Source organism: Odoribacter lunatus, from assembly GCF_943193135.1.
GTDB classification, from domain to species: domain Bacteria; phylum Bacteroidota; class Bacteroidia; order Bacteroidales; family Marinifilaceae; genus Culturomica; species Culturomica lunata.
In genome coordinates, this window is the sequence record NZ_CALPCZ010000001.1 from 56,604 (window position 1) to 81,288 (window position 24,685).

The following is a 24,685-nucleotide window of genomic DNA, read 5'->3' on the forward strand; positions in this document are numbered from 1 at the left end:
ATTGATACATGCTATTTTGGTATGCCGTATACACCGCTTCTCGCGCAGAAAAGAAAATAAAGCAACGTTTGGATGAAGCGGGTATTGAAAACTACTTGCCTTTGCGTACGGAAATCAGAATTTGGACAGACCGGAAAAAGAAAATTCAACTGCCGTTAATATCCGGTTATATATTTGTTCATATTTCACCGGAAAACATATTAAAAGTCTTGAACATTCCGGGAGTTGTTACATTCCTGAAAGAAAAAGCAGTACCGGTCTCCATACCGGATATACAGATGCACCGGCTTCAAATGATGGTTGAACATGCCTTCGACGAAGTGGAATTTGTAGCATCTCCGGTAAATGTGGGCGACACCGTAAGAGTGAAACAGGGAAATCTGGAGGGACTGATAGGGGAACTGGTGGAAATGAGAGGAAAATATAAAATAGCCATCCGCTTGCAATACTTCGGTTGTGCCCTCACAACCATACCGGTAAGCTGGGTCGAAAAATTAACCGAATAAAACGGTGTGAATTTTTCATTGTAAGGCTTTTTTTGAGTAATTTTGCGTAAAATATACATTGGAAAGATAAGTATTAATTTAATTCTACGACGGGTGAAAAGAATCGCATTATTGGTATTTTTGGTATTGTGTGGAATACTCCGGGTACTTGCTCAAATGTCGGATGAGCAAGTAATCAAATTATTGAAAGATGCTCAAAAACAGGGAATGTCCCAGCAACAGATGATACTGATGCTGACACAGAAAGGCGTAACCAAAGAGCAAATTATGCGCTTAAAAGCATCTTATGAAAATGGAGAATTAGGGGGAGCGAATGCAACATCTCAACCTACGGATAGCCGTTTGAGAACGACAACCAAACAGAATCAGACGACGAAAAATAATACAGATAAGACCACCGCAACATCCAAAAAAACATCCGATACGGAAAAAGAAAAAACACCCAAAGAGTTGATGGATAAACGCTTCTTAAAACAACAGCCGGAAGTCGATCCGATGGATATGCTCAACTTTGAAGAAGATACCGGTGTTGATTTATTGGACTCCCTGACCATGGAAATGGAAGTAAATGAACGTTTGTTGAAACTGTTGAAACAACGGGAAAACCAAATCTTCGGCCGGGATGTATTCAATAATAATTTATTGACCTTTGAACCGCAACTGAATATTGCAACTCCCGACAACTATGTATTGGGACCGGGAGACGAAGTTATCATTGATGTATGGGGAGCCTCTCAAAATAACATACGTCAGGTCATTTCACCGGACGGAAACATCATCATAGAGGAATACGGTCCCCTTCATCTGGCAGGATTGACAGCTAAAGCAGCCAATGCACGCGTAAAAAACGAACTGAGCAAAATATACTCCGGAATATCTTCCGGAAACACGGAGATAGCATTGACCTTGGGAAATATCAGAAGCATACAGGTAAACGTCATGGGAGAGGTATTAATGCCCGGAACCTATACCTTGCCTTCTTTGGCATCGGCATTTCATGCCTTGTATAGTGCAGGAGGAGTAAACCCGATAGGATCGCTCCGCAGCATGAAAATATACCGGAATGGACAGGAAGTGGCGGACGGAGATATATACAGCTACTTATTGAAAGGCCGGACAGAGGTAAACATGATGTTGCAGGATGGGGATGTAATCGTCGTAGAACCTTACCAAAACCAAGTGAAAATAGAAGGGAAAGTAAAACGTCCGATGATTTATGAATTGAAAGATGACGAAAAGATAAGTGACTTATTGAATTATTCCGGAGGATTTACCGGAGATGCTTATAAAAGAAACATCCGGATTATTCGTAAAAGCGGACGGGAAAGACAAGTATATAATGTGGACGCAAAAAAATACGATACCTTTATCTTAACCGACGGAGACTTGGTAACAGTAGATTCTGTATTGGAGCGTTTTGAAAACAAAGTGGAAGTGAGGGGGTCTGTATACCGGGAAGGACTTTATGCACTGGATGAGGAACTCTCCACAGTTGCGGACTTGATAGACAAAGCGGATGGTTTACGGGGCGACGCATTCCCGAATAGAGCGGTAATCTATCGGGAAAAACCGGACTTTTCCATGGAAGTAATTCCCGTAGATATGGCGGGAATTATGGCAGGAACCACAAATGTTGAATTGAAAAAGAATGACGTTGTTTATATCCCTTCCATCTTTGAATTACAGGAAGAATATACAATCTCGGTAAAAGGGGAAGTAGGATATCCCGGCGTATATAAATACGTAGACAACATGACTCTGGAAGATTTGGTCATACAGAGCGGGGGATTATTGGAATCAGCTTCAACCGTAAGAGTGGATGTCGCCCGAAGGATAAAAGACCCGAAAAGTTTGCAAATGGGAGACCAGCGGGCGGAAACTTATACCTTCACACTAAAAGACGGTTTAATCGTCGGAGGCCCCTCCGATTTTACCTTGAAACCATTCGACGAAGTATATATCCGGCGTTCTCCGGGCTACCAGGAACAACAGAATATATCTGTAGAAGGGGAAATCATGTTTGCCGGAGAATATGCGTTGGCTAAAAAAGGGGAACGTCTGTCGGATATGATAAAAAGGGCGGGAGGACTTACACCGGAGGCCTACCCCGAAGGAGCCCGCCTGATGCGTAAAATGACGGACGAAGAAAAAAATCTGATACAGCAGACATTGAAAAAACTGGCGCAGCAACAGGCAGGAAATGATACCATTAACGTATCGATGATGGAATTGGATGAATTCTATTCCGTAGGTATAGAATTGGATAACGCCTTGAAAAAGCCCGGTTCGGATTATGATATTATCCTGAAAGAGGGAGACCGTCTGATAGTACCGGAATACAACGGAACAGTACGGATAAGCGGTGGCGTCATGTACCCGAATACGGTCGTATATAAACCTAAAGTTAAAAGTTCATATTACATTTCCCAGGCAGGTGGATATGCGCAACGTGCACGAAAAAGCAGGGCCTTTATCATATATATGAACGGCACCGTTGCTGTCGCCCGGAGAGGGAAACTGGACGTAAAACCCGGGAGCGAAATAATCGTGCCCATGAAACAACAGCGTAGAGGTTTCGGATTAGCGGAAATATTAAGTTTGGCAACCTCTACAACCTCAATGGCGGCAATGGTAACCTCCATAATAAATTCGTCTAAATAAAGCTAAAGACCGGGAACAATGAGTATGGAACAAAATCAGTACACCAATACACCTCAGGATAGTCAGGAAACGGAAATCGATTTGATAGAAGTTATCCGTAAATTATGGAAAAACCGTAAACTTATATTGCGGGTAACATTGGTATTTATATTTCTTGGTCTATTAGTTGCCATATTTAGTGCGAAAGAATATACGGCAGGCTGCACTATGGTACCCCAATCCTCGGAAAAGAAAATGAGTGGAGGATTGAGCGGATTGGCAGCCATGGCAGGTATTAATCTGGGAGACCTCGGAGGAGGAGAAATCATGTCTCCTAAAATGTATCCCAAAATATTGGAAAGCATACCGTTTCAGAAAGAATTAATGAAAACGGTACTTAAATTTGAAGAATACGACCAACCGGTTCAGCTATACGACTACTATACCGATGAGAAATATCGTAAACACAGTATAGGAGGAGTCATATTGAAATACACCATCGGATTGCCGGGAGTTATCCTGAAAGCCATACGGGGAGAACAGCCCGATACGGTCATGGGGGATGCACTTGCCGGGGGATTGCAGACACTCACGGAAAAAGAAAAAAGGTGCATGGATGCACTGAAAAAAAATGTAAATCTGAATATAAATGAAAAAGACGGGTATGTGCAATTGACCGTTAATATGCCCGAACCATTGGCTGCGGCACAACTGGCGGAAAAAGTACAAATCATGCTGCAGCGCTATATTACAGAATTTAAGATAGAAAAAGTCCAATCCAATTTAGACTTTGTACAGGAACGCTACGACGAAGCCAAACGCAGTTTTGAGCAAATACAGCAGGAAAGAGCCATCTTTTTGGATGCCAACAAAAACATCAAATCCGCACGGGCACAGACAGAAAGTGAAATGCTGGAGACACGCTACAACTTGGCGTTAAGCGTCTATTCCGAACTGGCAAAACAATTGGAACAGGCAAAAATACAAGTCAAAGAAACCACCCCGATACTAACAATCATAGACCCGGTCACAATACCCTGGGAACGCTCCAAACCGAAAAGGGGATTAATACTTGTCTTATTTACCTTTTTAGGCGGATTTGCAGGAATCGGACTCGTATTGGCACTGCCCTTTATTGCCGATATATTCGACAACGAGAAACTTCGGAAAATGGTAATAGAATAATCAGCGGTTTGTCGCCTTATACCAGTCAACAATTTTTCTCACACCCTCTTCAATCTCAATATGGTGATGCCAGCCTAATTGATGTATCTTGGTGACATCTGTTAATTTGCGCATCGTACCATCGGGCTTCGTCGGATTAAAACGGATATTACCTTGATAACCGATCTCTTTGGCTATTAAATCAGCTAAGTGGGCAATACTTAACTCTTTGCCTGTACCGATATTGATATGACAATTTCGGACCTCATTCTCATTGCTTCTTAAATCTGTAAAATTTATTCGCTCCATAATATATACGCAAGCATCTGCCATTTCCTCACTCCATAAAAATTCTCGCAATGGTTTGCCACTTCCCCACAACTCCACACCTTCCTGCGTAATGCCATATTGGGCTAATACCTCTAAAATCTTTTCTTGCGAAGCTTTGCCGTCAACACTTTCTACTGGCCGCTTATCCAAATCTCGTCTCACTTCATTCCATGCCTTTTCCTGCAAACATTTGCTTATATAAATTTTACGTAGCATAGCCGGTAAAACATGGCTGCGTTCCAAATCAAAATTATCATTGGGACCATAGAGGTTAGTCGGCATAACAGCAATATAATTTGTACCGTATTGCAAATTAAAACTCTCACACATTTTTAATCCGGCAATCTTGGCAATGGCATAAGGTTCATTTGTATATTCCAAAGGAGAGGTAAGGAGGGCATCCTCCTTCATTGGTTGTTCGGCATCTCTGGGATAAATGCAAGTACTGCCGAGAAACAATAACTTCTTGATATGGTGTCGGAAACTTTCCCCTATAATATTTTGTTGTATTTGTAAATTATTGAAAATAAAATCTGCTCGGTAAATACTGTTGGCCATAATTCCACCGACAAAAGCGGCGGCTAAAAACACATATTCAGGTTGCTCCTTATCGAAAAAATTCCGGACGGCGATACCATCCAGTAAATCCAATTCCTGATGACTCTTTCCGATTAAATGGGTATACCCCTTTGCTTGTAAATTTTTCCAGATGGCGGACCCAACCAACCCCCGGTGTCCAGCCACGTATATTTTGCTGTCTTTCTCCATAATACCGTTTCTTCGGTGTCTTATTATTCATTTCTGTGGTACAACTTTTTTACGAAACGCATGTCATGCTCTACCATAATCTTAACCAACTGCTCAAAAGACGTCTTGGTAGGATTCCAGCCCAACAAAGTCTTAGCCTTAGTAGGGTCACCCAGTAATTGTTCCACTTCTGTCGGACGGAAATATTTGGCGTCTACTTCAACCAACACTTTTCCGCTATTCCTGTCAATACCTTTTTCCGTAATTCCCTTTCCTTGCCATGCTAACTCAATGCCTACTTCACGGAAAGCCAATGTGCAAAACTCCCGTACGGTGTGCATTTGTCCGGTGGCAATGACAAAATCCTCCGGCGTCTCATGTTGCAGCATAAGCCACATACATTCCACATAATCCTTCGCGTATCCCCAGTCGCGTAAAGCATCTAGATTACCCATATAAAGTTTATCCTGAAAACCTTGGACAATACGGCTTACCGCTAAAGTAATTTTTCTGGTAACGAAATTTTCTCCCCTTCGCTCACTTTCATGATTAAATAAAATGCCGTTCACGGCAAACATATCGTAAGCCTCTCGGTAATTTTTAGTAATCCAGAATCCGTACTGTTTAGCCACACCGTATGGACTGCGAGGATAGAAAGGGGTCGTTTCTCTTTGCGGCACTTCCTGTACTAATCCAAACAATTCGGACGTCGAAGCCTGATAAATGCGAGTCTTTTTCTCTAGTCCTAAAATCCGTACCGCCTCCAGCAACCGTAACGTACCTACGGCATCCGTTTCTGCGGTATATTCCGGAACATCAAAGCTGACTTTTACGTGGCTTTGGGCAGCCAGATTATATATCTCATCGGGATGTACCTGCTGAATAATCCGCATCAGCGAACTTGAATCTGTCATGTCACCGTAATGCAAATTAATCAACCGTTGTTGTTTCATATCTCGCACCCATTCATCTAGATAGAGATGCTCAATTCGTCCCGTATTGAACGAAGATGAACGTCTCATAATACCGTGAATCTCGTAGCCTTTTTCAATTAAAAATTCTGCCAGAAACGAGCCGTCCTGTCCTGTAATACCTGTAATCAGTGCAGTCTTCTTCATATATAATGTAGACTTTTATTTAGTACTTTCAAATAATTGAATCTGTAGACAAAAGTAACGATTAAACATCTAACCTACAAATGCCTGTTTATTAAAACATACACTCCTTTTTCATATAAAAAATCCCCCGCTATTTTCTTAGCGGGGGAAAAGAAACCGGATTATTTAAACTCCGGCAGAAGGTGGTAATCGGTTATCCCAACGGCGTTTGAGACGGGCAATGACAATCGTACTAAGAATACCGCCTGCAAGGCTTAACAATTGCCGTATCAGAATATTGCCGAGGTCCGAAGGAAACAGAGAATGACTGAAAATAAAAGTCATCAGCGTTCCTGTTGAAAAATCGAACAATCGGTTCATGACAACTCTATGCAATAGGAGGATGAAGCATTCCGTTTCGATTTACTGACAGCGAAAGCATAAATACAAAGATTTTCTTTGCTCCAGCGTTTCGGTAACTTGACTTGCTTCGTCATATCATTCTTCCGTTCGCCCAATTCGGCCAAAATAGATTCGCGCCGTTCTTTTTCAAACAAACCGACATATACATTATCATCTTTGGCGGATAATCCGGTTACCTCTTCTGCTGCATGGGTAAGCACCACTTCTTCGGCTTCGCTATCCCATGTTACCGACACCTCCGGTTCTCTCAAAACCCCTTGTGAACACAACATCTGTTCCGGAGCCAATGTAGCGTTAAAATCCTCGTCTACAGCCACAAGAGAGTCATTCGTCTGTACAAAGGCATTGTATACGGATTGTTTGGTCGCCAAGGGCTTGAAACCGACCTTAATCACAGGCGCCATCCTGCGGGACAAATCCGATAGCAGACTCATCTTGGCACGTTGAGCTAATTGTTCCGGCGTCTTGGGATTACGTATCTTCCCGGGATTGGAACGCATGATACCTTGCGAATTGAGCCGGTACATCACCGTATTTGCCAGTTTTTGTCTAACATTGTCAAAAATAGTCGATCTGAAAATTGCCATAAAATTTAATTTTAAGTAAAACATAAGATAATTGATAAATGGGTATTCCTGCAAAGGAAACCGGTTGATACAACGGTGGTTATTTCTGTCGTTGTCTCTGTAAAATAGGGATTTATTCTATTGCCGGCAGATAAAAATACCTGTTCGGAGAAAACTGATTCTCTTCCTTATTGGAGAAATAAACGTATAGATGCACCTCCTTGCTCCCGGCTTCAGGCAGAGGCAATACAGCCTCCTCGTCCCTGCGCTGAACCTCGGGAAAAGAGAGTACATGCAGGGAAAAATTCCCCTTACCGTCAAGCCAGACGGCATGCAGGCGGTCAGACATGTGTAATGAAGTGGGAGGGAGAATATTTTTCCATTTCAAGTAAACTTTTCCATAGCCATAGTTTTCCAATCGTAAGGATTGTGGAAACTCCAGCCGTCCCCGGCTTATCTGTAATTGACTGTAGTCATTGATTCGGAAACTTGTGTCAAAAACGGACATGTTACAGCGCAGAAAAAGATTGTAACCGCTCATAATCTTATCTCGGGCAGCAGCTCTCCAAATGTGTGGAAGAGTACTTTCATTATTTGCTCTGTAAAAAGCAACGGCTGTTCGCAAGCGGGCTTGTTGCAGTTGTTGTGCAGGGGTTTGAGGAATTGTATTAGACATACTGTTAGCTCGCATTCGGACCTGCCCTCTGGCTTCGTATAAAATCAAATTGCCGATTTTACCTTTCAGTTTGTTGAAAAAGGATGAAAAAACAATAGCCATAGTAAGAATTTATTTGTGTTTAAAATCTGTTTCGTACAATCTTTTTACAAAGGTGAAAACTCTCTAGAACGAATCTTTTCCCGTTCTGCGCTGTTCTGGAACGGAGGTGAAACGGAGATGATTCGGACTTGAAACGGCAAAATACCCTGGAATTTCATCCTCCGAACGGAGTTTGATGCGGCGTATGATGCAGCAAAAGCTGGTGCCGGAATTTCTCCATCGGGAAGGCGGGACCCGGATCAATTTTCCGGCTACTGATATCCGAATGTCCCACGATGTGTTGTATCGGATAGTTAAGTAGCAGCAGCTTGCATACGGCAAAGACGGATTGGATTTGCGCCAGTGTGTAATTGTGCCAGTATGTAGCCTGTCCGTTTTCACAGTGGGTATAGACTTCATCGGGCATATATTCACGCTTAAACCATGAATAAAAGCGGTCACCCCGGCGGTGCAGTTGGCCGGCATTGTCCATTTCGATGCCGATGGAATAGCGGTTGAGGTTGGTGCGCCCCTCATATTCGCTTTTACCCGCATGCCAGGCTATCGTGTTGAAGGGCAAAAGTTGAATAATGCCACCGTCGCGTGCAATGACTATATGGGCGGAAGCATCCGTATCGGGGCGGGCAAGATGGTGGGCGGATGAAATGGCATCCGCTCCGCCTGTGTAGTGGAGAACAATGGTATCGGGACGTAAAAGACGTCCGCAGTGTTTGTCGCAATGCAGGTGATGGGCGGTTCGTCCGCTGTATTTTCCTGCGAGAAGGTGATTTTTCAGATACATGATAGAGTTTAATAAATGGTTAGATAATGGAAATACTTAAATCTTCCGGATTTTTCCGGTTACTTTTTCAATGCTGCGTCCGATGACATAACCGCCGAGACCGATTTCCAGCAGATTCCAGAATTCAGAGGTATTCTCGAGTAGAGGAATCGGAATGAAAGCGCCGAGGAGGACAATAAGGGTAAACGCTAACATAACAATGGGGCGCCACGATTTTTGCAGCCAGTTTCCCTGTGCTTCGGTACGGATAATTGTCGCTTGCTCTTTTTCCAGTTCCGAAGCATAATGATAAAGGGTATCGACGATGGTCGAACGGATTTGTTTTTTCTCGCTTGCCGAGAGGGAAAGGTTGTCGATGATTCCACCGACTTCACTTACCAGATTGGTTATTTTTTTCATAAGCCTGTTGGATTAAATTGCAAGGCAAAACTAATCTGAGGGCAAAAGGGGGATTGGCTACTAACCTGTTTTTTAGATAATTATTTTTTATAAATTATCAAAAAAGTGTGGGAATCAATATGTTATAAAATGAAATAAAATTACGGGTGTAAAAAAACAGGCTATATGTGTTTGTAAAACCTGTATAAATTGTTGTTAGTGAGAGGATAATATGTCAAGATAACACTTCTTCAGTTTGGAAAGAAAACGCACGGGATTTTCTCGGTTATTCAATTTATATAAAGTTTGTTCGATATGATTCGGTTCCGATAAATGTAAAAAGCGGAATAGGCTGTTATACCAATGTTGCTTATTAATATACTTGTTCATGGGAGCGACTTCCCGGCAAATCCAAAGGGCATTGCCTAATTCCATCAGGTCTGTCATTTTTCCTGTCCAAAGGCAAGGAGAATTGATAATCAGAGGGGATTGCGGATTATGTAATATATTGCTGGCACGTAGAATACTCTCATATTGACAGAGAATAAAATCCGAGAAAATATTTTCTGCTTCCGATTGATTGGGAAAAGGAATCAGCTCGCCTACGGAATTTCTGGCATGAAAATTCCGATGGGTTATTTTCCCGTTTTCTTCAACGGTAAAACACTGCTTGGCCTGCTCGGAATAGGATGAATAGATATTCTCCGAAATACGGTCATTATTGGAAGCAAAATATGCTCTATATTCCAGAATACAGTTAAGCTCTTTATTCAATAAAGAATCCTTCCAATGATAATAGTCTGTGGAATTATTGTAATGGCATGGACTTCCTGCAAAATCATTGTATATAACTTCAGCTTTCTGAATCTCTTCTAAATAGCATTTAAAGTGCTTCAAATAATTATAAATTAATAATTTTTCAATATTAACAAATATTTTCAATTTATGCAAAATTAATTGTGCATTTACAATATAAATTATAGAGTTGTCATAAAACTGTATAGGTGGATGTCACAAATTGAGATATTGAAGATTGTAAGAAAAATTGTATCTTTGTAAAAAGTCATAATACAATGAGTGAAGAGGAAAAAATTTATTTTCAGTTGGATCAGAATTCTCAAGAATTAGAAGAAGCTGCGATGATGTATGAAACGTCTTGTCATAATCCGGAACATCTTATTGCGGAGATTCCTTCAGAATTGTTTCAGCATATGTCACAAGCTGCTCTTAGGGACTATGCAAAAGGACGGAGTATGACACCAGAGCAATTGGACTCATGGGTTAAAGAACGAATGGCATGGTGATTGTTTGGTCAGATTTAGCACGTTTTCAACTTATTTCTATTATTGAATATATTGAAAATCTTTATGGAAAGACGACAGCACAGCATGTTTATATAAAAATTGTGGAACATGTAAATTTATTAGAAATATTTCCAAGAATGGGAGTGCGGGATTTTCGAATTGCTATTGATGAATTTGAGATACGTTATCTTATAAATACTCCTAATATTATTCATTATCTTATTCAGGAAAATAAAATTCATATTATTTCCATACTTGATTCAAGGCAAGCGCCGGAGGTAGCGTGTAGAGTTATCTCAAATTTTTTGCAGCAACATAAATAATTTTTATTTATGTTTTCATGTTGTTCTTCTTCTTTTTTGTATGTATTTCTTCTTTTTAAAGAGTCTGTTATTTCCTCGAAAAAATAAAAATATATTTGCTGTTTCCTGTTTTATTGAGTAGATTTGTGGCATAGTTGTTGGTAAAAACAATTAAGCATATTTAATTCGATTTTCTATTCTGTCCCATATATAAACATGTGACTTACCGGGCGGAGCTGTAAATGTTGTAAGTGTTTGATTCGTAATTTAATATAATAGATTTACATTCGTTTGTAAGAAAGTAAATTTGAATCTCTATTAGTTTTGAACAAAAAGAGCCTCTTTTTAAAAACGTTTTTTGCTGTTTTTCATAATAGCCTAAAAGGTTAGGTGGTATTTTCGAGTTTTTTATTCTGTCTTTTATGTTATCAGAGAATACGCGCCGGATAGCGAAGAATACGGGGATGTTGTATATCCGCATGCTTTTGATTATGGGGGTGACGTTGTATACGTCGCGGGTGGTGCTGGAGGTATTGGGTGTGGAGGATTACGGTATTTACAATGTGGTGGGGGGAATTGTGGTGATGTTTTCGTTTTTGAACGGGGCGATGTCCCAATCGACGCAGCGTTTCCTGGCTTATGAGATAGGGAAGAACGATTTTCAGCAGTTGAGAAAGGTTTTCAGTCTTTCGTTGATGATTCATGCGGGGATTGCTTTGCTTGTATTGATGATTGCGGAGACTGTGGGATTATGGTTTCTGAATACCCAGATGACGATTCCGGAGGGACGCATGGAGGCGGCACGGTGGGTGTATCAGTTTTCGATATTCTCATTTATGGTATCGGTGCTGCAGGTGCCTTATAATGCGGCAATCATTGCACGAGAGCGTATGCATGTGTATGCCTATGTCAGTATTGCGGAGGTTGTATTGAAACTGGCAGTCGTTTTTCTATTGCAGTGGGTGGCGTTTGATAAATTGAAGTTATACGGAGGGTTGGTGTTTGTTGTAACGGTCGCTGTTGCCCTATTTTACCGTTTATATTGTAAACGAAGTTTTCAGGAGTGCCGCTTTTGTTTTGTTTGGGACAGACGATTGTATCGGACGCTTACAGGCTTCGCCGGTTGGAGTATGTTTGGGACGGTGGCCTGGATGTGTAAGTCGCAGGGTTTGAATCTGATTTTGAATGTTTTTTGGGGTCCCTTGCTTAATGCTGCGTATGGAATCGGACATCAGGTGAATACGGCTATCAATAGTTTTGTTCAGAATTTTACGACAGCATTGAATCCTCAGATTGTGAAGTCGTATGCAATCGGAGAGAGGCATTATATGGAGGGATTGATTTTTCGGGGGACGAAGTTTTCTTATTGCCTGCTGTTGGTTTTTGCGCTTCCTCTTTTGATGGAGACGGAATTTGTCTTGAGTGTCTGGCTAAAGGAGGTCCCGGAATATGCGGTGGTTTTTACGCGTTTGATGATTGTAAATTCATTGCTGGAGTCGTTTACGTACGTCATGGGGACTTCCATTCAGGCAACGGGAAAGATTAGATGGTATCAGATTATCGTGGGTTGTACGATATTGTTGAATTTGCCTTTGGCGTGGTTGCTGCTTAAGCTGGGTTTGGAGCCTTTTTTTATTTTGTTTGTGTGTGTAGGGCTTTCGTGTGTGACCTTGTTGGAACGTTTGGTGATTATGCGCTGTTTGTTGGGGATTTCGCTGTGGCAATTCGTAAGGCAGGTTTTTGGAAAGGCAGCAGAAGTAACGTTGTTGGCAAGTGTCGTGCCTGTCGTATTGCATATGTGCCTGCCGGACGGTTGGATTAAATTTTCCGGTGTGATTTTTTGTAGTGTAGTAAGCGTGTTAGCCACCGTTTGGGGGATTGGTTTGACATTGGGGGAACGGGATTATTGTCGTCAGTTGGTCAGAAATTATTTGAAGCGGGGGAATGAATAAAGTCAGAATTGCTTTGTTGGCAGTGGGGGTATTTGTTTGTTGGACATGGTTAGCGGAATATCAGAATGTACCTCCTTTGTCGAATTCAGCCCATAAAGTTGTGCATGTGAGCTTTGATGATGTGGTGTCGGTTTTCAAAGATTTGAAGAAGGATTCGCTTTCTTATGGCAGTGTGTTTGAGCACGCTTTTCTGAAAGAATTGAAGGAATTGCATGACAAATACGGGGCTTGTTTTAGTTTGTACGTTTTTGAAAGGGACGGTGATTTTCATATTTCAGAAGTTCCGATACGATTTCGGGAGGAATTTAAAGGGAATGCGGATTGGTTGAAGTTCGGTTTTCATTGGACTGGACCCGTTTTTGAATCTGATATAAGATTGAAAGATTTTGCAGATTCTTATCGAAGTGTAAATGAGTCTATTATGAGATGGGGAGATACCTCTTGCCTGTGTCCGGTTATTCGTCTCCATTATTTCTATGGGACGGATTCTCTTGTGGGAGTTATTAATGAATCGGGAAGAGTAAACGGCCTTCTGTGTGCGGATGATGAACGGGATAGTTATGATTTGTCGTTTGCTGAGAATGAAATCTTACGCCAGAATAGGTTTTATGAGAAGGGAGGAATGAAGTATTTCAAGACGGATTTGAGGTATGAGAATTGTGGTTTTATTTATCCGGCTCTTGCACGACTTCAAAATAGGGACACGTTGGTTGTGTTTACACATGAATGGGCGTGGAGACCTCAAAGTTTGAGGCAGTGGGGAAGTGGGTTGTTGCGAGGACGCTTGGCGATGAATTGGTGGAATAGGTATAAGTTGAGAGCGAGTGTGAAATGGTTTCATGAACACGGTTATAAGTTTGGATTTTTAGAATGAGGAATGGTATGGATAAGATAAAACGGTTTATTGATTGCTATGTACCAATTACGACTTGTACATTAAGATGTCATTATTGTTATATTACTCAACATGGATTGTTTGCACAGAAAATTCCTAAGTTGAAATATTCAGTTGAAACTGTGAGAAAGGCTTTGTCGAAAGAACGGTTAGGAGGAACGTGTTTGATTAATTTTTGTGCGGCAGGGGAAACACTTCTTTTGAAAGAGTTGTTGGATTATGTTCGAGCCCTTTTAGAGGAAGGACATTATGTTATGATTGTAACTAATGCAACAGTTTCGAGCCGTTTTGATGAAGTGGTAAAGTTTCCGCCAACTCTCTTACGAAGATTGTTTTTCAAGTTTTCTTACCATTATTTGGAATTGAAACAGAAAAATCTATTGGAGAAGTTTTTTAAGAATATTCAAAAAGTGCGGGATGCTGGTTGTTCTTTTACTTTGGAAGTGACACCTTCTGATGAGTTGATTCCTTTTATTGATGAGATGAATCAAAAAGCAGTAGAAGAATTAGGAGCCATTCCCCATGTGACAGTTGCGAGGGATGAAAGAGATCCTGAAAAATTACCGATTCTGACCGAGATGTCAAAGGAAGAGTATAAGGAGGTATGGGGAAAATTCCATTCTGCGCTTTTTGATTATAAAATGGAGCTGTTTGAGGTAAGAAGAACCGAATTCTGTTACGCAGGAGAATGGTCTTTTTATTTGAATTTGGGGACAGGTATGATGTCTCAATGTTATAAGTCATTGAAAGAACAAAATATTTTTGAGCATCCGGAACAGCCGATTGTATTTTGTCCGATTGGAAATAATTGCTTGGAACATCATTGTTATAATGGGCATGTTTGGATTGCATTGGGTGATATACCTGAATTACTTGCTCCCACTTATGCAGAGTTGCGAAATAGGGTATGTGAAGATGGTTCAGAGTGGATAAATCCTGAAATGAAAAGTTTTATGGGCTCGAAGTTATTTGAGTCTAATAAATCCTATACATCAGAAGAAAAGGCAGTTGTGAATAAAAAATTGCATAGATTAATTGTAAGACGGCATTTAAAACATCGCGTAGCCAATTTATTAAAAGTAGTAAGGAGGGAAAAATGATTTATCGGGAAAAGACAGATGTATTGAAGAATGAAATCATAAACTCTTTAAAAGTATTTACCGGAAGAAAATGTGTGTTGTGGGATGTTCCTTATTATTCTAATATCGGAGATACGTTGATTTGGGAAGGTGAATTAAACTTCTTAAAGAATTGCGGATGCAAATGTTTGGAAATGGCCTCTAAAGAAACTTGCTGTTTCCCTTCTTTATCTAAAGATACAATCATTTTCCTTCAGGGTGGAGGAAATTTTGGTGATTTATGGCGTGAACATCAAGAATTTCGTTTGGAAGTCATTAGAAGATACCCAAAGCATCGTATCGTTATGTTTCCTCAATCGGTATATTATGAAAGTGCAGAACAGATGCGTCGTGATGCAGAGGAAATGGCTATGCACCCGAATTTAATTCTTTGTGCCCGTGATAATGTTTCTTACGCATTATTAAAAAAAGAATTCAAGAACCAGGTTCTGTTGGTTCCGGATATGGCTTTTTGTATTTCGTTAGATTATTTAGAGAAACTCCGAAGTAAAGAAAAAGATAGGATTTTATTTGTAAAGCGGACAGACAAAGAGTTAGCCGACATAACGTTTAAGAGAGAAAATGCTGATGTTCGGGATTGGCCCTCTATGGAAAACAGGATATGGTGTCTGTATCTATTGGAAAAGGGAGTAGGATTTTCACAGAAATTAAAGAAATGCGGTTGGAAAAATTTTGCAGGAAGAATTAATAAGATATTAAATCTGTATGGCAAATACATAGTAAGACCCTGCCTTACGAAAATAGGAGTGAAATTCGTAAGTAGCTATAAATATGTTTATACGACCCGGTTGCATGTAATGATTTTGTCTGTATTATTAGGAAAGAGTTGTGAATTTTTCGATAACTCATACGGAAAAAATTCTGCATTCTATGAAACGTGGCTAAAGGATTTAGCGGAAATAAAAAAGGCAAATGGCTGATAGTTTCAAGGTTAAGGTTTCGATTATAATACCTGTTTATAAAGTAGAACGGTATATTGAGCGCTGTTTGCGTTCTGTTATTTCACAGACGTATCAAGGGGAGCTGGAATGTATTTTGGTTGATGACGCGACTCCAGACCAAAGTATGGAGATTGTTGGAAATATTCTTTTAACGTATTGCGGGAATATATCCTTTAAGATTATTCGACACGAACAAAATAAGGGATTGTCGGCCGCCAGAAATACGGGCATAAAAAATGCTTCAGGGGAGTATTTATATTTTCTGGATAGTGATGATGAGATTACGCCGGATGCGATAGAAAAGTTAGGAGCATTGGCTGAAAAATATGCAGGCGTGGATATGGTTTGCGGGAATTTGTATGTTTCCGAGTTAATGACATGGCTTTTTATACCTCGTTCTTTTTCGGAATATCTAACCAATGCGCGGCAAATAAGAAAAGCTATGCTAAAACGGCAATTGCCTATAACAGTATGGAACAAACTTATTAGACGAGATTTTTTGATTGGGTATAACTTATGGTTTGTCGAAGGTATTGTGCATGAAGATGAAGTATGGAATTTTTTTGTTGCGAAAAATATAAATTCTTTGGCGATATGTCGTGCTGCTACTTATATTTATTATCAAAGTGACAGTTCAATTACGACAACGGTTTCTTTTCATCGGATAAAAAGTTTTATAGAAATAACGGATATTTTTATTCATAATATTGATGCTGTTTTATCTCGTTTGCAGCGTAAGAGTATTTTCTTTAGTGGTTATGCAGCTTTATTGCTGATGGCAGAAATCAGTGATAAAGATGCTGTAATGAATATAGCAAATACATTGAAAGCGACTATTAAGCCGTTATTGAAACAAACTGTTCGTCATTTTAGGATTATAGAATTATTACTTCTGCTGCCTTTTTATTTATCGCCTGTTTTTTTTAAAGCAATTAATCGCCATTTTTATAGATGCCTTCGTCATTTGATGTAAAGGCTAACTGTTCTCAATGATTCTATTTGTTTTTGTGTTATGAGACGACCTAAAATATCTGTTATTATTCCTGTTTATAGAGCAGAGAAGTTTCTATACCGTTGTTTGAACAGTATTTTGACACAGACTTTTACTGATTTTGAGGTGTTGTTGATTGATGATGGAAGTCCGGATCGGAGCGGTGAAATTTGTGAGGAGTATGCCAAGAAAGATGCTCGCATTAGAGTATTTCATAAAGAAAATGGCGGAGTAAGTTCCGCAAGAAATGTGGGGCTTCGTGAAGTAAAAGGAGATTGGATAATGTTTGTTGATAGCGATGACACTGTTGATGCTGATTATATAGAACATTACTATTTATCTGTAAAAGATGATGTTCAATTGGTGTTAGGTCGTATTGATATACCCCAAAAAGAAATTATACATCAAGAGGAGTCTGTAATTAGCAATTCAGAATTGGTGCATTTTGTAATAGAGCATAAAGTCTTGAATTTCTCCGCTCCTTTTTGTAAAATATTCAATAGGCAGATTATTGTTGATAATGATATATTGTTTCCTATTGGGGTGCATATGGGGGAAGATGGTATATTTTTTACGAGGTATTTAAATAATATAAATATATTAAAGGTCATTGATTATTGTGGCTATAATTACAATCGACATACAGATTCTTTATCTCAGAGGTATTATGCATTCAAAGAAGAATGGGAATGTTATGTATTATGGAGGGCTGAGGTAGAACGGTTTGTTCATGATTATTTGGATGATAATCCAAGTATAAATAAAATGAAATGTGTATGGAGTTTACGTATAGGTGAAACTTTTCATAGATGTTTACAAGCAATATATAGATATACAGAAGACAATCTGTCAATAAGAGAACAGGTGCAATTATTGAAATCTATTCCTGATAAGGATGCCAAAGAGTATGGTTTATATTTTAAGCCTTTAAATTGTTATAACTCTATGTATAAGTGGCTGTTTATGCATAAGTTTTTTATTCCTTATGTTATTATGGGTAGAATAGATAAGATTGTAAGAAAGTTTTATAAAAAAGAAGTATAAGGGCATAGATGAGAGATTTAGTGAATAGGTTGGGGAGCTTAAATATGTATAATTATTTTGAACTCTTTTTTTTCAAATATAAAGATGACATATCCATTGTAATGTTACTTTAATGCAAAAGTTCCTAATAATAGTGCTGACTTTTATATGTTTGTATAGTGTACATATAAAAGGGCTTCCATTTGCTTTAAATGTACTTGTGGGTGTAGTGGGAGGAGGAAAGTTATTTTATGATCGAGTTATTACTTGTTCTCGAGATTCTATATTTAAAATACCCAGATCACTTGTTTGTATACTGTTGGCATCGTTTTTAATTATAATTGTAAGTGGTGTCTCTATTCTTTTTAATTATACGCAAGATGCTTATTTCATAAAGTTGGTAATAATTAATTTCTCAAAATTGTTTGCAATATATCTTTTAGCAAAATTAATAGAGTCTGTGTATGGTTGTGTTACGTTTTCATTGGTGGTAAAATATGTTGTGATAGCGGCTGTAATTCAAATGGTTCTTTCTGTTATGATGTATTTAAATCCGACTTTTTATGAATTGACAACAAATTTATTACAATATACCGAATTAGCTAGTGATAAAATGAATGAGTTGGTTGGTACTCGTATATTGGGATTTAGCACAATGTTTTTTGAATCAGGTATTATTCATGGATTTGTTTTGATATTAATAGTTGCTGCATTGCAATTTGGTGAATATTCGGGGAAACAATATTTGGCATATATTTTTTCGTTTATACTGATTTTCGTGGGAGGGATGATGTTGGCAAGAACGACCTTAATAGGTTTTGGTTTGGCATTGTTATTAGTGCTGTACAATAATCGGATTTTCAGATTAAGAATAACTTCAAAAATGTGTAAGAGCATAGGAGCGTTAGTTTGTATTGTTTTATGTTCAGCTATTTTAATATATTCATTGTCGGAAGAGGTTAGAGTAAAAATGGGATTGATGGTGGATTTTGCGTTTGAAATGTTTAAGAATTATTTTAATTCTGGGAGTATCGAGACAAAATCTACAAATAAGATGTTGACAATGTATGTTTTTCCACATTCTTTTAAAACTTGGCTGATTGGAGATGGTTTATGGAGTGTTTCTGATGGGTATGGATATTACATGTCTACGGATATTGGATATTGTAGAATGCTATTCTATTTCGGTTTATTGGGGACGTTTATGTTTTTTCTATATCAGTATGTAATAATTTGGGCAGTTTCTAAAAAGAATATGAACGTGGGCAGAATTGTGTTTGTATTGCTTTATCTCTATTGTCTTATATTGAATTTGAAAGGGGCTGCTGATTTATTTGGTATTGTGACCTTGTTTTATTTTTCTAAAAATAGTAATGATGTAAAAATAGGGGCTCAAAAGAGAAAAGGTTTGTCAATATCTTGATTCATGATTTAGTAATTAAGCATCTACGTATTTTAAATGAATATACTATTGATTACACATGCATTTTTGCCAGATATAGATGGTGGAGTGATAGTTGCTTATGATTATGCCAATTTATTGGTTAAGCAAGGACATAAGGTTACGGTTTTATCAAAAAAATATCGGAATCCGCTTACAAATACGTTATTTAAATATGTGCAAGTACCTAATCGATATGGAAGTTATTTTTGGAAATATAATTTTGGATGTTTCTTGCATAAAATGAATATAGAGGAGTATGATTTTATTATATTGAATCAATCGCCAACTCCCATTATTGCAGGAGCCTATTTCCCTGAAAAGGTATTAAAGAAGACAATACCTATCATCCAAGGGCTTGAAGTAGAATATATATACCGTAATAGAAAATTCTTAAGTAACTTGTTTCATATTTTTCTGCGTTTTAAACCTCTTCATAAAAAGTGTTTATTAGCTTGCAAAAAGGTGATCTCTGTAAGCGAATTCCATAAACAGAAAGTGATTGAGGCTGCAAAGTTAGAATCAATATCAAGTAAATTCCAAGTAGTTTATACGGGAATTGATAAAGATATATTCAAACCGATATTGTCTGATTTCAGAGATAAATTTGGTGTATATCATAAAGAAATATTGATTACGGTTGCTCGCATTGAAAAGATGAAAGGATTTTCTGAGATGCTGGGAATTTTTCAACGTTTGACGGCAATTAGTAAAGATTATCTGTGGGTGATTATAGGTGATGGATCTTATATGCTTGAGTTGAAAGAAGAGATTCGCCAAAATAATCTTGATAATTCTGTTATGCTATTGGGAAGAAAAAAACGAGAGGAGTTGGGGTATTATTATTCGGCTGCGAATTGTTTTTGGTTATTGTCGAATTATGATGAGTGTTTGCCACTTGTTTATTTAGAGGCTCAATCCTGCGGAATTCCGGCAGTAGGAAGGAACAAGGGAGGTACAAAGGAAACTATTTTGCATAATAAAACAGGTTTTTTGATAGATAGTGAAGAAGAATGTTTGGATATTTTATTGAACCAGAGGTATAAACAGATAAAATCGAGTGATTTGAAAATATTTTCTGATAGATTTGATAAGACAGAGGCAGTTAAACAATTGATTTCTTAGTTGATAATGAAAAATATTGCGATAATATTGGCTGGGGGAACCGGTCAACGTTTAGGGGATTCTATGCCCAAACAGTTTCTTAAAGTGGCGGGGAAAAAAGTGATAGAACATACATTGGATGTATTTCAAAATCATCCACAAATAGATGAAATTGCCATTGTTTCCAATCCTAACTTTATAAATGAGGTGGAGACTATTGCGATTAAGAATAGTTATACGAAATTGAAAAAGATATTGCAGGGGGGCAAGGAACGTTATCATTCCAGTCTCTCTGCAATTAATGCTTATGATGGTCAAGAGGAGGTGAATTTGATTTTTCATGATGCTGTGCGTCCTTTGGTAAATGATAGAATTATATCGGATTGTATTAAGGCGTTGGATAAATATAATGCAGTGGATGTTGCTATAAAAACAACTGACACAATTATTCAAATTAAACAAAATGATTATATATCAGGTATTCCTGATCGGGAATATTTGCGTAATGGTCAAACTCCACAAGCATTTAAATTATCAACAATAAAAAAGGCTTATGAACTGGCATTGCAAGATCCTGATTTTAAGACCACAGATGATTGTGGCGTAGTATATAAATATTTACCGGATGAATCCGTTTATGTGGTAAAGGGCGAGCAGTTTAATATGAAACTTACTTATAAAGAGGATTTATTTCTTTTAGATAAGCTTTTTCAATTGAAGTCTATTACACAACAAAATGAAACAGTAATTTCTGAAGCCAAGCGGCTTTTACCTTCTTCGGTTATTGTTGTTTTGGGTGGCAGTTACGGGATAGGATTAGATATTGTAAATATTTGCAGAAGTTATGGTGGGCATGTTTACTCTTTTAGCCGATCGGAGAATGGAGTGGATGTTTCTAATCACATCTTGGTCGCAAATGCTTTAAAAGAAGTTTATGAAAAAGAAGGACGTATTGATGCAGTGATAAATACTGCCGGTGTTCTTGATAAGATACCTTTAGTTAATATGTCATATGAAGAGATAAGCAAGAGTATAAATATTAATTATATCGGTGCGATTATTGTGGCTAAAGAATCTTATCCTTATTTGAAAGATAGTAAAGGTTCTTTGTTGTTATTTACTTCCAGTTCTTATACACGTGGTCGCTCTTTGTATAGTTTGTATTCTTCTTCTAAAGCAGCGATTGTAAATTTGGTACAGGCATTAAGTGAAGAGTGGTATGAACATGGTATCAGGATAAATTGTATTAATCCAGAGCGAACTAAAACACCAATGCGAATAAAAAACTTTGGCGTAGAACCAGAAGATAGTTTATTAAAGTCATATGTTGTTGCAACAGCTTCTATAAATTGTCTTTTTTCTTTGATGACCGGGGAAGTTGTTGATGTGAAAATAAAAAAATAATGGTAAGGCAAGGAAATGTTTTTGCATTTGTCTTTTCGATGATTAAAAGAAGAGGTATAAAAGAGGTGGTTCTAAAAAATGTTGAAATCCTTTTAGGATATCCGCTTTATTTCTTTTCTTTTTTATGTATTCGGAACAATAATAAGTGGGTTATCGGAAGTGAAAATGGTTTTGTCGGGAATTGCAAATTTTTCCTGTTGGATGATTCAATAAAAAATTCCGAAAAGTCTATTTATTGGATTTCGTTATCAAGAAAAGATGTTAAAAAGGTAAGGAATATATTCCCTCAAGCTTATTATAAATGGAGTTTAAAAGGCATATATCATTCATTGACTGCCAAAGTATATATTTATTCGCATTATACCATTGATATTAATTTTTGGACATCAGGAGGGGCAAAGAAAGTTAATTTATGGCATGGTGTTGGGATTAAGAATATTGAATTTAAAACGCATGTAGGTAATGCAGGTAAGATTTATCGTGAAAAAAATATATTAGCGAGAATCTATATGCCTCATTTATTTAAAAGACCCGATTTAATGTTGTCTACGTCTCCTATGATGACGAAACATTTTTCTGAATGTTTCAGAATTACGGAACAAATATGTGTGGAAGATATGTATCCACGGTGTAAACCTTTTTTTTGGAAACGGGAGAAATTAAAAGAATTTATTTATAAGAATGAATCTTTTGCTGTAAGAGAGCTGTACGAAAAAATGTTGAAGTATAATCAAATTTATCTGTATATGCCTACTTGGCGGGAAGATAGAAGTGATTTTATTAAAATATCCGGTATTGATTTTGAAGTTTTAAATTCGAGTTTACGGAAAAAACAGGCACTATTTTTATTAAAACTACATCCTGCAACTAATTTAAATGTAGATATTTCTAAATATTCTAATGTTTTAATGGTAGATAAAAATATTGATATCTATCCTTTATTACCAGTTACGGATATTCTTATTACAGATTATTCATCAATCTATTATGATTATATATTGATGAAAGAAAAACATATCTTGCTTTTCCCGTTTGATTATTCAGATTATATATCAAAAGATCGAGATTTAGCGTTTGATTTTGATAAATATACTCCGGGTGTTAGAGCTTATACATTTAGAGAATTATTAGATTATATTGAAAATCAGATTCCTATTATTAATGATGATAAGGAATGGATTATAAATCAATTTTGGGGAAATGTGCTGACTTTGGATAATAAGAATATTTTGCTTGAACGCATCAATTTACTTACATAAATCATGAAAGAATATAGTGTTGCTGTAATTATTCCGACATTGAATGAAGAACGTTTTATTAAGCAATGTTTGGAATCTGTAGTTGCTCAGACTTTTCCATTTTCAGAGATGGATGTGATGGTAATAGATGGTGGGAGCCAAGATAGAACGAGAGAGATTGTGTCAGAAATGCAAAGTCGATATTTTAATATTAGATTTATCCATAATTCTAAGAGGATACAATCGGCTGCTTTTAACATAGGAGTAAAAGAGTCAGATGCTCTATATATTATCCGTCTTGATGCGCATGCTATATACAATTCTCGATATATAGAATTGTGTGTGAAACATCTTTCAGAACATGATGATTATGGAAATGTTGGGGGAACTTGGAATATTCAATCTCAAAATTCAAGTATTCAAGCAGAGGCGAACGCTATTCTTAACAAATTGTCTTTTGGAATAGGAGGAGCATCATTTAGAGTCGGAACAAAGGCGGGATTTGTTGATACTGTCCCTTTTGGGGCTTTTCATAGAAGAATTATAGAAGAAATAGGAGAAATGCGTGAAGATCTTGCACGTGGTGAAGATAATGAGTATAATGCTCGAATTCGTAGGTATGGTTATAAGATTTATTTAGATCCTAATATTGTATGTACCTATTTTGCACGGGGAACAATAAAGGGAAGTATGCAGCAAATGTATGCAAATGGAGTGTCTATCGGGAAGTTACTACATATTAGTCCTCGTTCTATAGGTTTTCGACATTTAGTTCCATTGTGTTTTGTGGTATCGCTTGTTGGTATGAGTATATTGTCAATATTTTTTCCTATACTAAAGTGGATTGTTGTCGCAATACTTGTTTTTTATCTATTTGCTGCAATTGGAGCTACATTTTTTGCTTGTAGAAAGTATGGATATAAATATTTTCTGATACTTCCTATTTCATTTTTTTGTATTCATTGTTCTTATGGTTTGGGAACTATTAGTGGAATTATAAAGAATAAATAACTTCTTTTTATGAAAGATACCTTTTTCTTTACCTGGCATTGATGCAGAGGTGATTGCAGAAATGCAGGGAACTTAAGGCGAATGTCAGTTTGCAGGAGTATCTTTTTAGGTATAGACGAGGTAAGAATTTAAGGAGATTAAATTAATTCAAAGAAGCTAAAATAGAGAAGTTGGTTTATTGGAATTTTTTGTAGAAAACAAAGGAGTTGGCATGACACAGTTAATAGTAACTATAGAAAATTTGGAGTTGTTACCTGAATTGCAATGGGCGATTAAGATGCTGCGGGGTGTGAAAGATATTACTGTGTGCAGAACGACGGATATTCCTAATGAAACTACGAAGCAAGCTATAAAAGAATGGCAGGAGGGAAAGACTGTTAAATGCCGGGATTTTGAGGAATATCTGATGAAAGTAAGATGATGACTTATTCGATAGAATTTACTCATTAGTATTTAAAGGATTGTGACGTTGGTTCGTACCGGAACCCATTCGGATTTGTTTTAATGCTCTTATTTCGCTTTTTAATTGA

At 37.7% G+C, this 24,685-nt stretch carries 25 protein-coding genes; 17 read left to right on the forward strand and 8 right to left on the reverse strand.

Features of this window, described 5'->3' with window-relative positions; all coding sequences use genetic code 11:
- Positions 1-8: 8 nt before the first annotated feature.
- From NFR61_RS00230 to NFR61_RS00240, 3 genes are all read left to right on the forward strand, one after another.
- Entirely contained in the window at positions 9-506 is a 498-nt protein-coding gene (locus tag NFR61_RS00230; protein ID WP_251619732.1) for a UpxY family transcription antiterminator, read from the forward strand.
- A gap of 93 nt (positions 507-599) precedes the next feature.
- Positions 600-3,167 (forward strand): SLBB domain-containing protein, encoded by a 2,568-nt coding sequence (locus NFR61_RS00235; RefSeq protein ID WP_251619733.1) that lies wholly within the window; start codon positions 600-602, stop codon positions 3,165-3,167.
- Positions 3,168-3,185: 18 nt separating this feature from the next.
- Positions 3,186-4,331 (forward strand): Wzz/FepE/Etk N-terminal domain-containing protein, encoded by a 1,146-nt coding sequence (locus NFR61_RS00240; protein WP_251619734.1) that lies wholly within the window; start codon positions 3,186-3,188, stop codon positions 4,329-4,331.
- Here the strand turns inward: NFR61_RS00240 and NFR61_RS00245 are convergent, their stop codons facing one another.
- From NFR61_RS00245 to NFR61_RS00280, 8 genes are all read right to left on the reverse strand, one after another.
- A complete protein-coding gene (locus tag NFR61_RS00245) occupies positions 4,332-5,408 on the reverse strand; it encodes a GDP-L-fucose synthase family protein (RefSeq protein WP_251619735.1) in 1,077 nt (358 codons plus the stop codon). It abuts the gene before it with no gap.
- 23 nt (positions 5,409-5,431) lie between these two features.
- Positions 5,432-6,505 carry a GDP-mannose 4,6-dehydratase gene (gmd, locus tag NFR61_RS00250; RefSeq protein WP_251619736.1) on the reverse strand — a complete coding sequence of 358 codons (1,074 nt, stop codon included), beginning with the start codon at positions 6,503-6,505 and terminating at the stop codon, positions 5,432-5,434.
- 165 nt (positions 6,506-6,670) lie between these two features.
- A complete protein-coding gene (locus tag NFR61_RS00255) occupies positions 6,671-6,865 on the reverse strand; it encodes a hypothetical protein (RefSeq protein WP_251619737.1) in 195 nt (64 codons plus the stop codon).
- On the reverse strand, positions 6,862-7,494 hold the full coding sequence (locus NFR61_RS00260) for a DUF6266 family protein (protein ID WP_251619738.1): 633 nt from the start codon (positions 7,492-7,494) through the stop codon (positions 6,862-6,864). Before NFR61_RS00260 ends, NFR61_RS00255 begins: the two co-directional genes overlap by 4 nt.
- A gap of 112 nt (positions 7,495-7,606) precedes the next feature.
- Positions 7,607-8,251 carry a hypothetical protein gene (locus NFR61_RS00265; RefSeq protein ID WP_251619739.1) on the reverse strand — a complete coding sequence of 215 codons (645 nt, stop codon included), beginning with the start codon at positions 8,249-8,251 and terminating at the stop codon, positions 7,607-7,609.
- Between the two features lie 154 nt (positions 8,252-8,405).
- Positions 8,406-9,032, reverse strand: coding sequence for an N-acetylmuramoyl-L-alanine amidase (locus NFR61_RS00270; protein ID WP_251619740.1), 627 nt, complete (start codon positions 9,030-9,032; stop codon positions 8,406-8,408).
- Positions 9,033-9,068: 36 nt separating this feature from the next.
- Positions 9,069-9,431 (reverse strand): 3TM-type holin, encoded by a 363-nt coding sequence (locus NFR61_RS00275; RefSeq protein WP_251619741.1) that lies wholly within the window; start codon positions 9,429-9,431, stop codon positions 9,069-9,071.
- A 195-nt stretch (positions 9,432-9,626) separates the two neighbouring features.
- Positions 9,627-10,307, reverse strand: a complete 681-nt coding sequence (locus tag NFR61_RS00280) for a hypothetical protein (RefSeq protein ID WP_251619742.1) — start codon at positions 10,305-10,307, stop codon at positions 9,627-9,629.
- Between the two features lie 176 nt (positions 10,308-10,483).
- Here NFR61_RS00280 and NFR61_RS00285 point away from each other — a divergent pair, with 176 nt between their 5' ends.
- From NFR61_RS00285 to NFR61_RS00350, 14 genes are all read left to right on the forward strand, one after another.
- A complete protein-coding gene (locus NFR61_RS00285; protein ID WP_251619743.1) occupies positions 10,484-10,714 on the forward strand; it encodes a hypothetical protein in 231 nt (76 codons plus the stop codon).
- Positions 10,708-11,037, forward strand: coding sequence for a type II toxin-antitoxin system RelE/ParE family toxin (locus NFR61_RS00290; RefSeq protein WP_251619744.1), 330 nt, complete (start codon positions 10,708-10,710; stop codon positions 11,035-11,037). The genes NFR61_RS00285 and NFR61_RS00290 overlap by 7 nt, the downstream gene beginning before the upstream one ends.
- 401 nt (positions 11,038-11,438) lie before the next feature.
- Positions 11,439-12,968, forward strand: a complete 1,530-nt coding sequence (locus NFR61_RS00295) for a lipopolysaccharide biosynthesis protein (protein ID WP_251619745.1) — start codon at positions 11,439-11,441, stop codon at positions 12,966-12,968.
- Positions 12,961-13,842, forward strand: a complete 882-nt coding sequence (locus NFR61_RS00300) for a hypothetical protein (protein WP_251619746.1) — start codon at positions 12,961-12,963, stop codon at positions 13,840-13,842. The genes NFR61_RS00295 and NFR61_RS00300 overlap by 8 nt, the downstream gene beginning before the upstream one ends.
- 8 nt (positions 13,843-13,850) lie before the next feature.
- The gene (locus NFR61_RS00305) at positions 13,851-14,963 is read left to right on the forward strand and encodes a radical SAM family protein (RefSeq protein ID WP_251619747.1); all 1,113 of its coding nucleotides are present in this window, start codon (positions 13,851-13,853) and stop codon (positions 14,961-14,963) included.
- Entirely contained in the window at positions 14,960-15,922 is a 963-nt protein-coding gene (locus tag NFR61_RS00310) for a polysaccharide pyruvyl transferase family protein (protein ID WP_251619748.1), read from the forward strand. The genes NFR61_RS00305 and NFR61_RS00310 overlap by 4 nt, the downstream gene beginning before the upstream one ends.
- Positions 15,915-16,916: a glycosyltransferase family 2 protein gene (locus NFR61_RS00315; RefSeq protein WP_251619749.1), complete on the forward strand. Its 1,002-nt coding sequence runs from the start codon at positions 15,915-15,917 to the stop codon at positions 16,914-16,916. The genes NFR61_RS00310 and NFR61_RS00315 overlap by 8 nt, the downstream gene beginning before the upstream one ends.
- 39 nt (positions 16,917-16,955) lie before the next feature.
- The gene (locus NFR61_RS00320) at positions 16,956-17,978 is read left to right on the forward strand and encodes a glycosyltransferase family 2 protein (RefSeq protein WP_251619750.1); all 1,023 of its coding nucleotides are present in this window, start codon (positions 16,956-16,958) and stop codon (positions 17,976-17,978) included.
- Between the two features lie 112 nt (positions 17,979-18,090).
- Positions 18,091-19,380 carry a hypothetical protein gene (locus NFR61_RS00325; RefSeq protein WP_251619751.1) on the forward strand — a complete coding sequence of 430 codons (1,290 nt, stop codon included), beginning with the start codon at positions 18,091-18,093 and terminating at the stop codon, positions 19,378-19,380.
- Between the two features lie 48 nt (positions 19,381-19,428).
- Entirely contained in the window at positions 19,429-20,523 is a 1,095-nt protein-coding gene (locus tag NFR61_RS00330) for a glycosyltransferase family 4 protein (protein WP_251619752.1), read from the forward strand.
- A gap of 6 nt (positions 20,524-20,529) precedes the next feature.
- Positions 20,530-21,906 (forward strand): bifunctional cytidylyltransferase/SDR family oxidoreductase, encoded by a 1,377-nt coding sequence (locus tag NFR61_RS00335; RefSeq protein ID WP_251619753.1) that lies wholly within the window; start codon positions 20,530-20,532, stop codon positions 21,904-21,906.
- A complete protein-coding gene (locus NFR61_RS00340; RefSeq protein ID WP_251619754.1) occupies positions 21,906-23,165 on the forward strand; it encodes a CDP-glycerol glycerophosphotransferase family protein in 1,260 nt (419 codons plus the stop codon). Before NFR61_RS00335 ends, NFR61_RS00340 begins: the two co-directional genes overlap by 1 nt.
- A gap of 3 nt (positions 23,166-23,168) precedes the next feature.
- Positions 23,169-24,155: a glycosyltransferase family 2 protein gene (locus tag NFR61_RS00345; RefSeq protein WP_251619755.1), complete on the forward strand. Its 987-nt coding sequence runs from the start codon at positions 23,169-23,171 to the stop codon at positions 24,153-24,155.
- Positions 24,156-24,366: 211 nt separating this feature from the next.
- On the forward strand, positions 24,367-24,576 hold the full coding sequence (locus NFR61_RS00350) for a hypothetical protein (RefSeq protein WP_251619756.1): 210 nt from the start codon (positions 24,367-24,369) through the stop codon (positions 24,574-24,576).
- Positions 24,577-24,685: the final 109 nt, after the last annotated feature.

What these genes read in the sequence shown, in the direction of transcription:
- NFR61_RS00230 (WP_251619732.1), top strand. Translation starts at nt 9, where the DNA reads ATGCTATTTTGGTATGCCGTATACACCGCTTCTCGCGCAGAAAAGAAA.
- NFR61_RS00240 (WP_251619734.1), top strand. Translation starts at nt 3,186, where the DNA reads ATGAGTATGGAACAAAATCAGTACACCAATACACCTCAGGATAGTCAG.
- NFR61_RS00245 (WP_251619735.1), bottom strand. Translation starts at nt 5,408, where the DNA reads ATGGAGAAAGACAGCAAAATATACGTGGCTGGACACCGGGGGTTGGTT.
- gmd (WP_251619736.1), bottom strand. Translation starts at nt 6,505, where the DNA reads ATGAAGAAGACTGCACTGATTACAGGTATTACAGGACAGGACGGCTCG.
- NFR61_RS00255 (WP_251619737.1), bottom strand. Translation starts at nt 6,865, where the DNA reads ATGAACCGATTGTTCGATTTTTCAACAGGAACGCTGATGACTTTTATT.
- NFR61_RS00260 (WP_251619738.1), bottom strand. Translation starts at nt 7,494, where the DNA reads ATGGCAATTTTCAGATCGACTATTTTTGACAATGTTAGACAAAAACTG.
- NFR61_RS00265 (WP_251619739.1), bottom strand. Translation starts at nt 8,251, where the DNA reads ATGGCTATTGTTTTTTCATCCTTTTTCAACAAACTGAAAGGTAAAATC.
- NFR61_RS00270 (WP_251619740.1), bottom strand. Translation starts at nt 9,032, where the DNA reads ATGTATCTGAAAAATCACCTTCTCGCAGGAAAATACAGCGGACGAACC.
- NFR61_RS00275 (WP_251619741.1), bottom strand. Translation starts at nt 9,431, where the DNA reads ATGAAAAAAATAACCAATCTGGTAAGTGAAGTCGGTGGAATCATCGAC.
- NFR61_RS00285 (WP_251619743.1), top strand. Translation starts at nt 10,484, where the DNA reads ATGAGTGAAGAGGAAAAAATTTATTTTCAGTTGGATCAGAATTCTCAA.
- NFR61_RS00290 (WP_251619744.1), top strand. Translation starts at nt 10,708, where the DNA reads ATGGTGATTGTTTGGTCAGATTTAGCACGTTTTCAACTTATTTCTATT.
- NFR61_RS00295 (WP_251619745.1), top strand. Translation starts at nt 11,439, where the DNA reads ATGTTATCAGAGAATACGCGCCGGATAGCGAAGAATACGGGGATGTTG.
- NFR61_RS00300 (WP_251619746.1), top strand. Translation starts at nt 12,961, where the DNA reads ATGAATAAAGTCAGAATTGCTTTGTTGGCAGTGGGGGTATTTGTTTGT.
- NFR61_RS00305 (WP_251619747.1), top strand. Translation starts at nt 13,851, where the DNA reads ATGGATAAGATAAAACGGTTTATTGATTGCTATGTACCAATTACGACT.
- NFR61_RS00310 (WP_251619748.1), top strand. Translation starts at nt 14,960, where the DNA reads ATGATTTATCGGGAAAAGACAGATGTATTGAAGAATGAAATCATAAAC.
- NFR61_RS00315 (WP_251619749.1), top strand. Translation starts at nt 15,915, where the DNA reads ATGGCTGATAGTTTCAAGGTTAAGGTTTCGATTATAATACCTGTTTAT.
- NFR61_RS00320 (WP_251619750.1), top strand. Translation starts at nt 16,956, where the DNA reads ATGAGACGACCTAAAATATCTGTTATTATTCCTGTTTATAGAGCAGAG.
- NFR61_RS00325 (WP_251619751.1), top strand. Translation starts at nt 18,091, where the DNA reads ATGCAAAAGTTCCTAATAATAGTGCTGACTTTTATATGTTTGTATAGT.
- NFR61_RS00335 (WP_251619753.1), top strand. Translation starts at nt 20,530, where the DNA reads ATGAAAAATATTGCGATAATATTGGCTGGGGGAACCGGTCAACGTTTA.
- NFR61_RS00340 (WP_251619754.1), top strand. Translation starts at nt 21,906, where the DNA reads ATGGTAAGGCAAGGAAATGTTTTTGCATTTGTCTTTTCGATGATTAAA.
- NFR61_RS00345 (WP_251619755.1), top strand. Translation starts at nt 23,169, where the DNA reads ATGAAAGAATATAGTGTTGCTGTAATTATTCCGACATTGAATGAAGAA.
- NFR61_RS00350 (WP_251619756.1), top strand. Translation starts at nt 24,367, where the DNA reads ATGACACAGTTAATAGTAACTATAGAAAATTTGGAGTTGTTACCTGAA.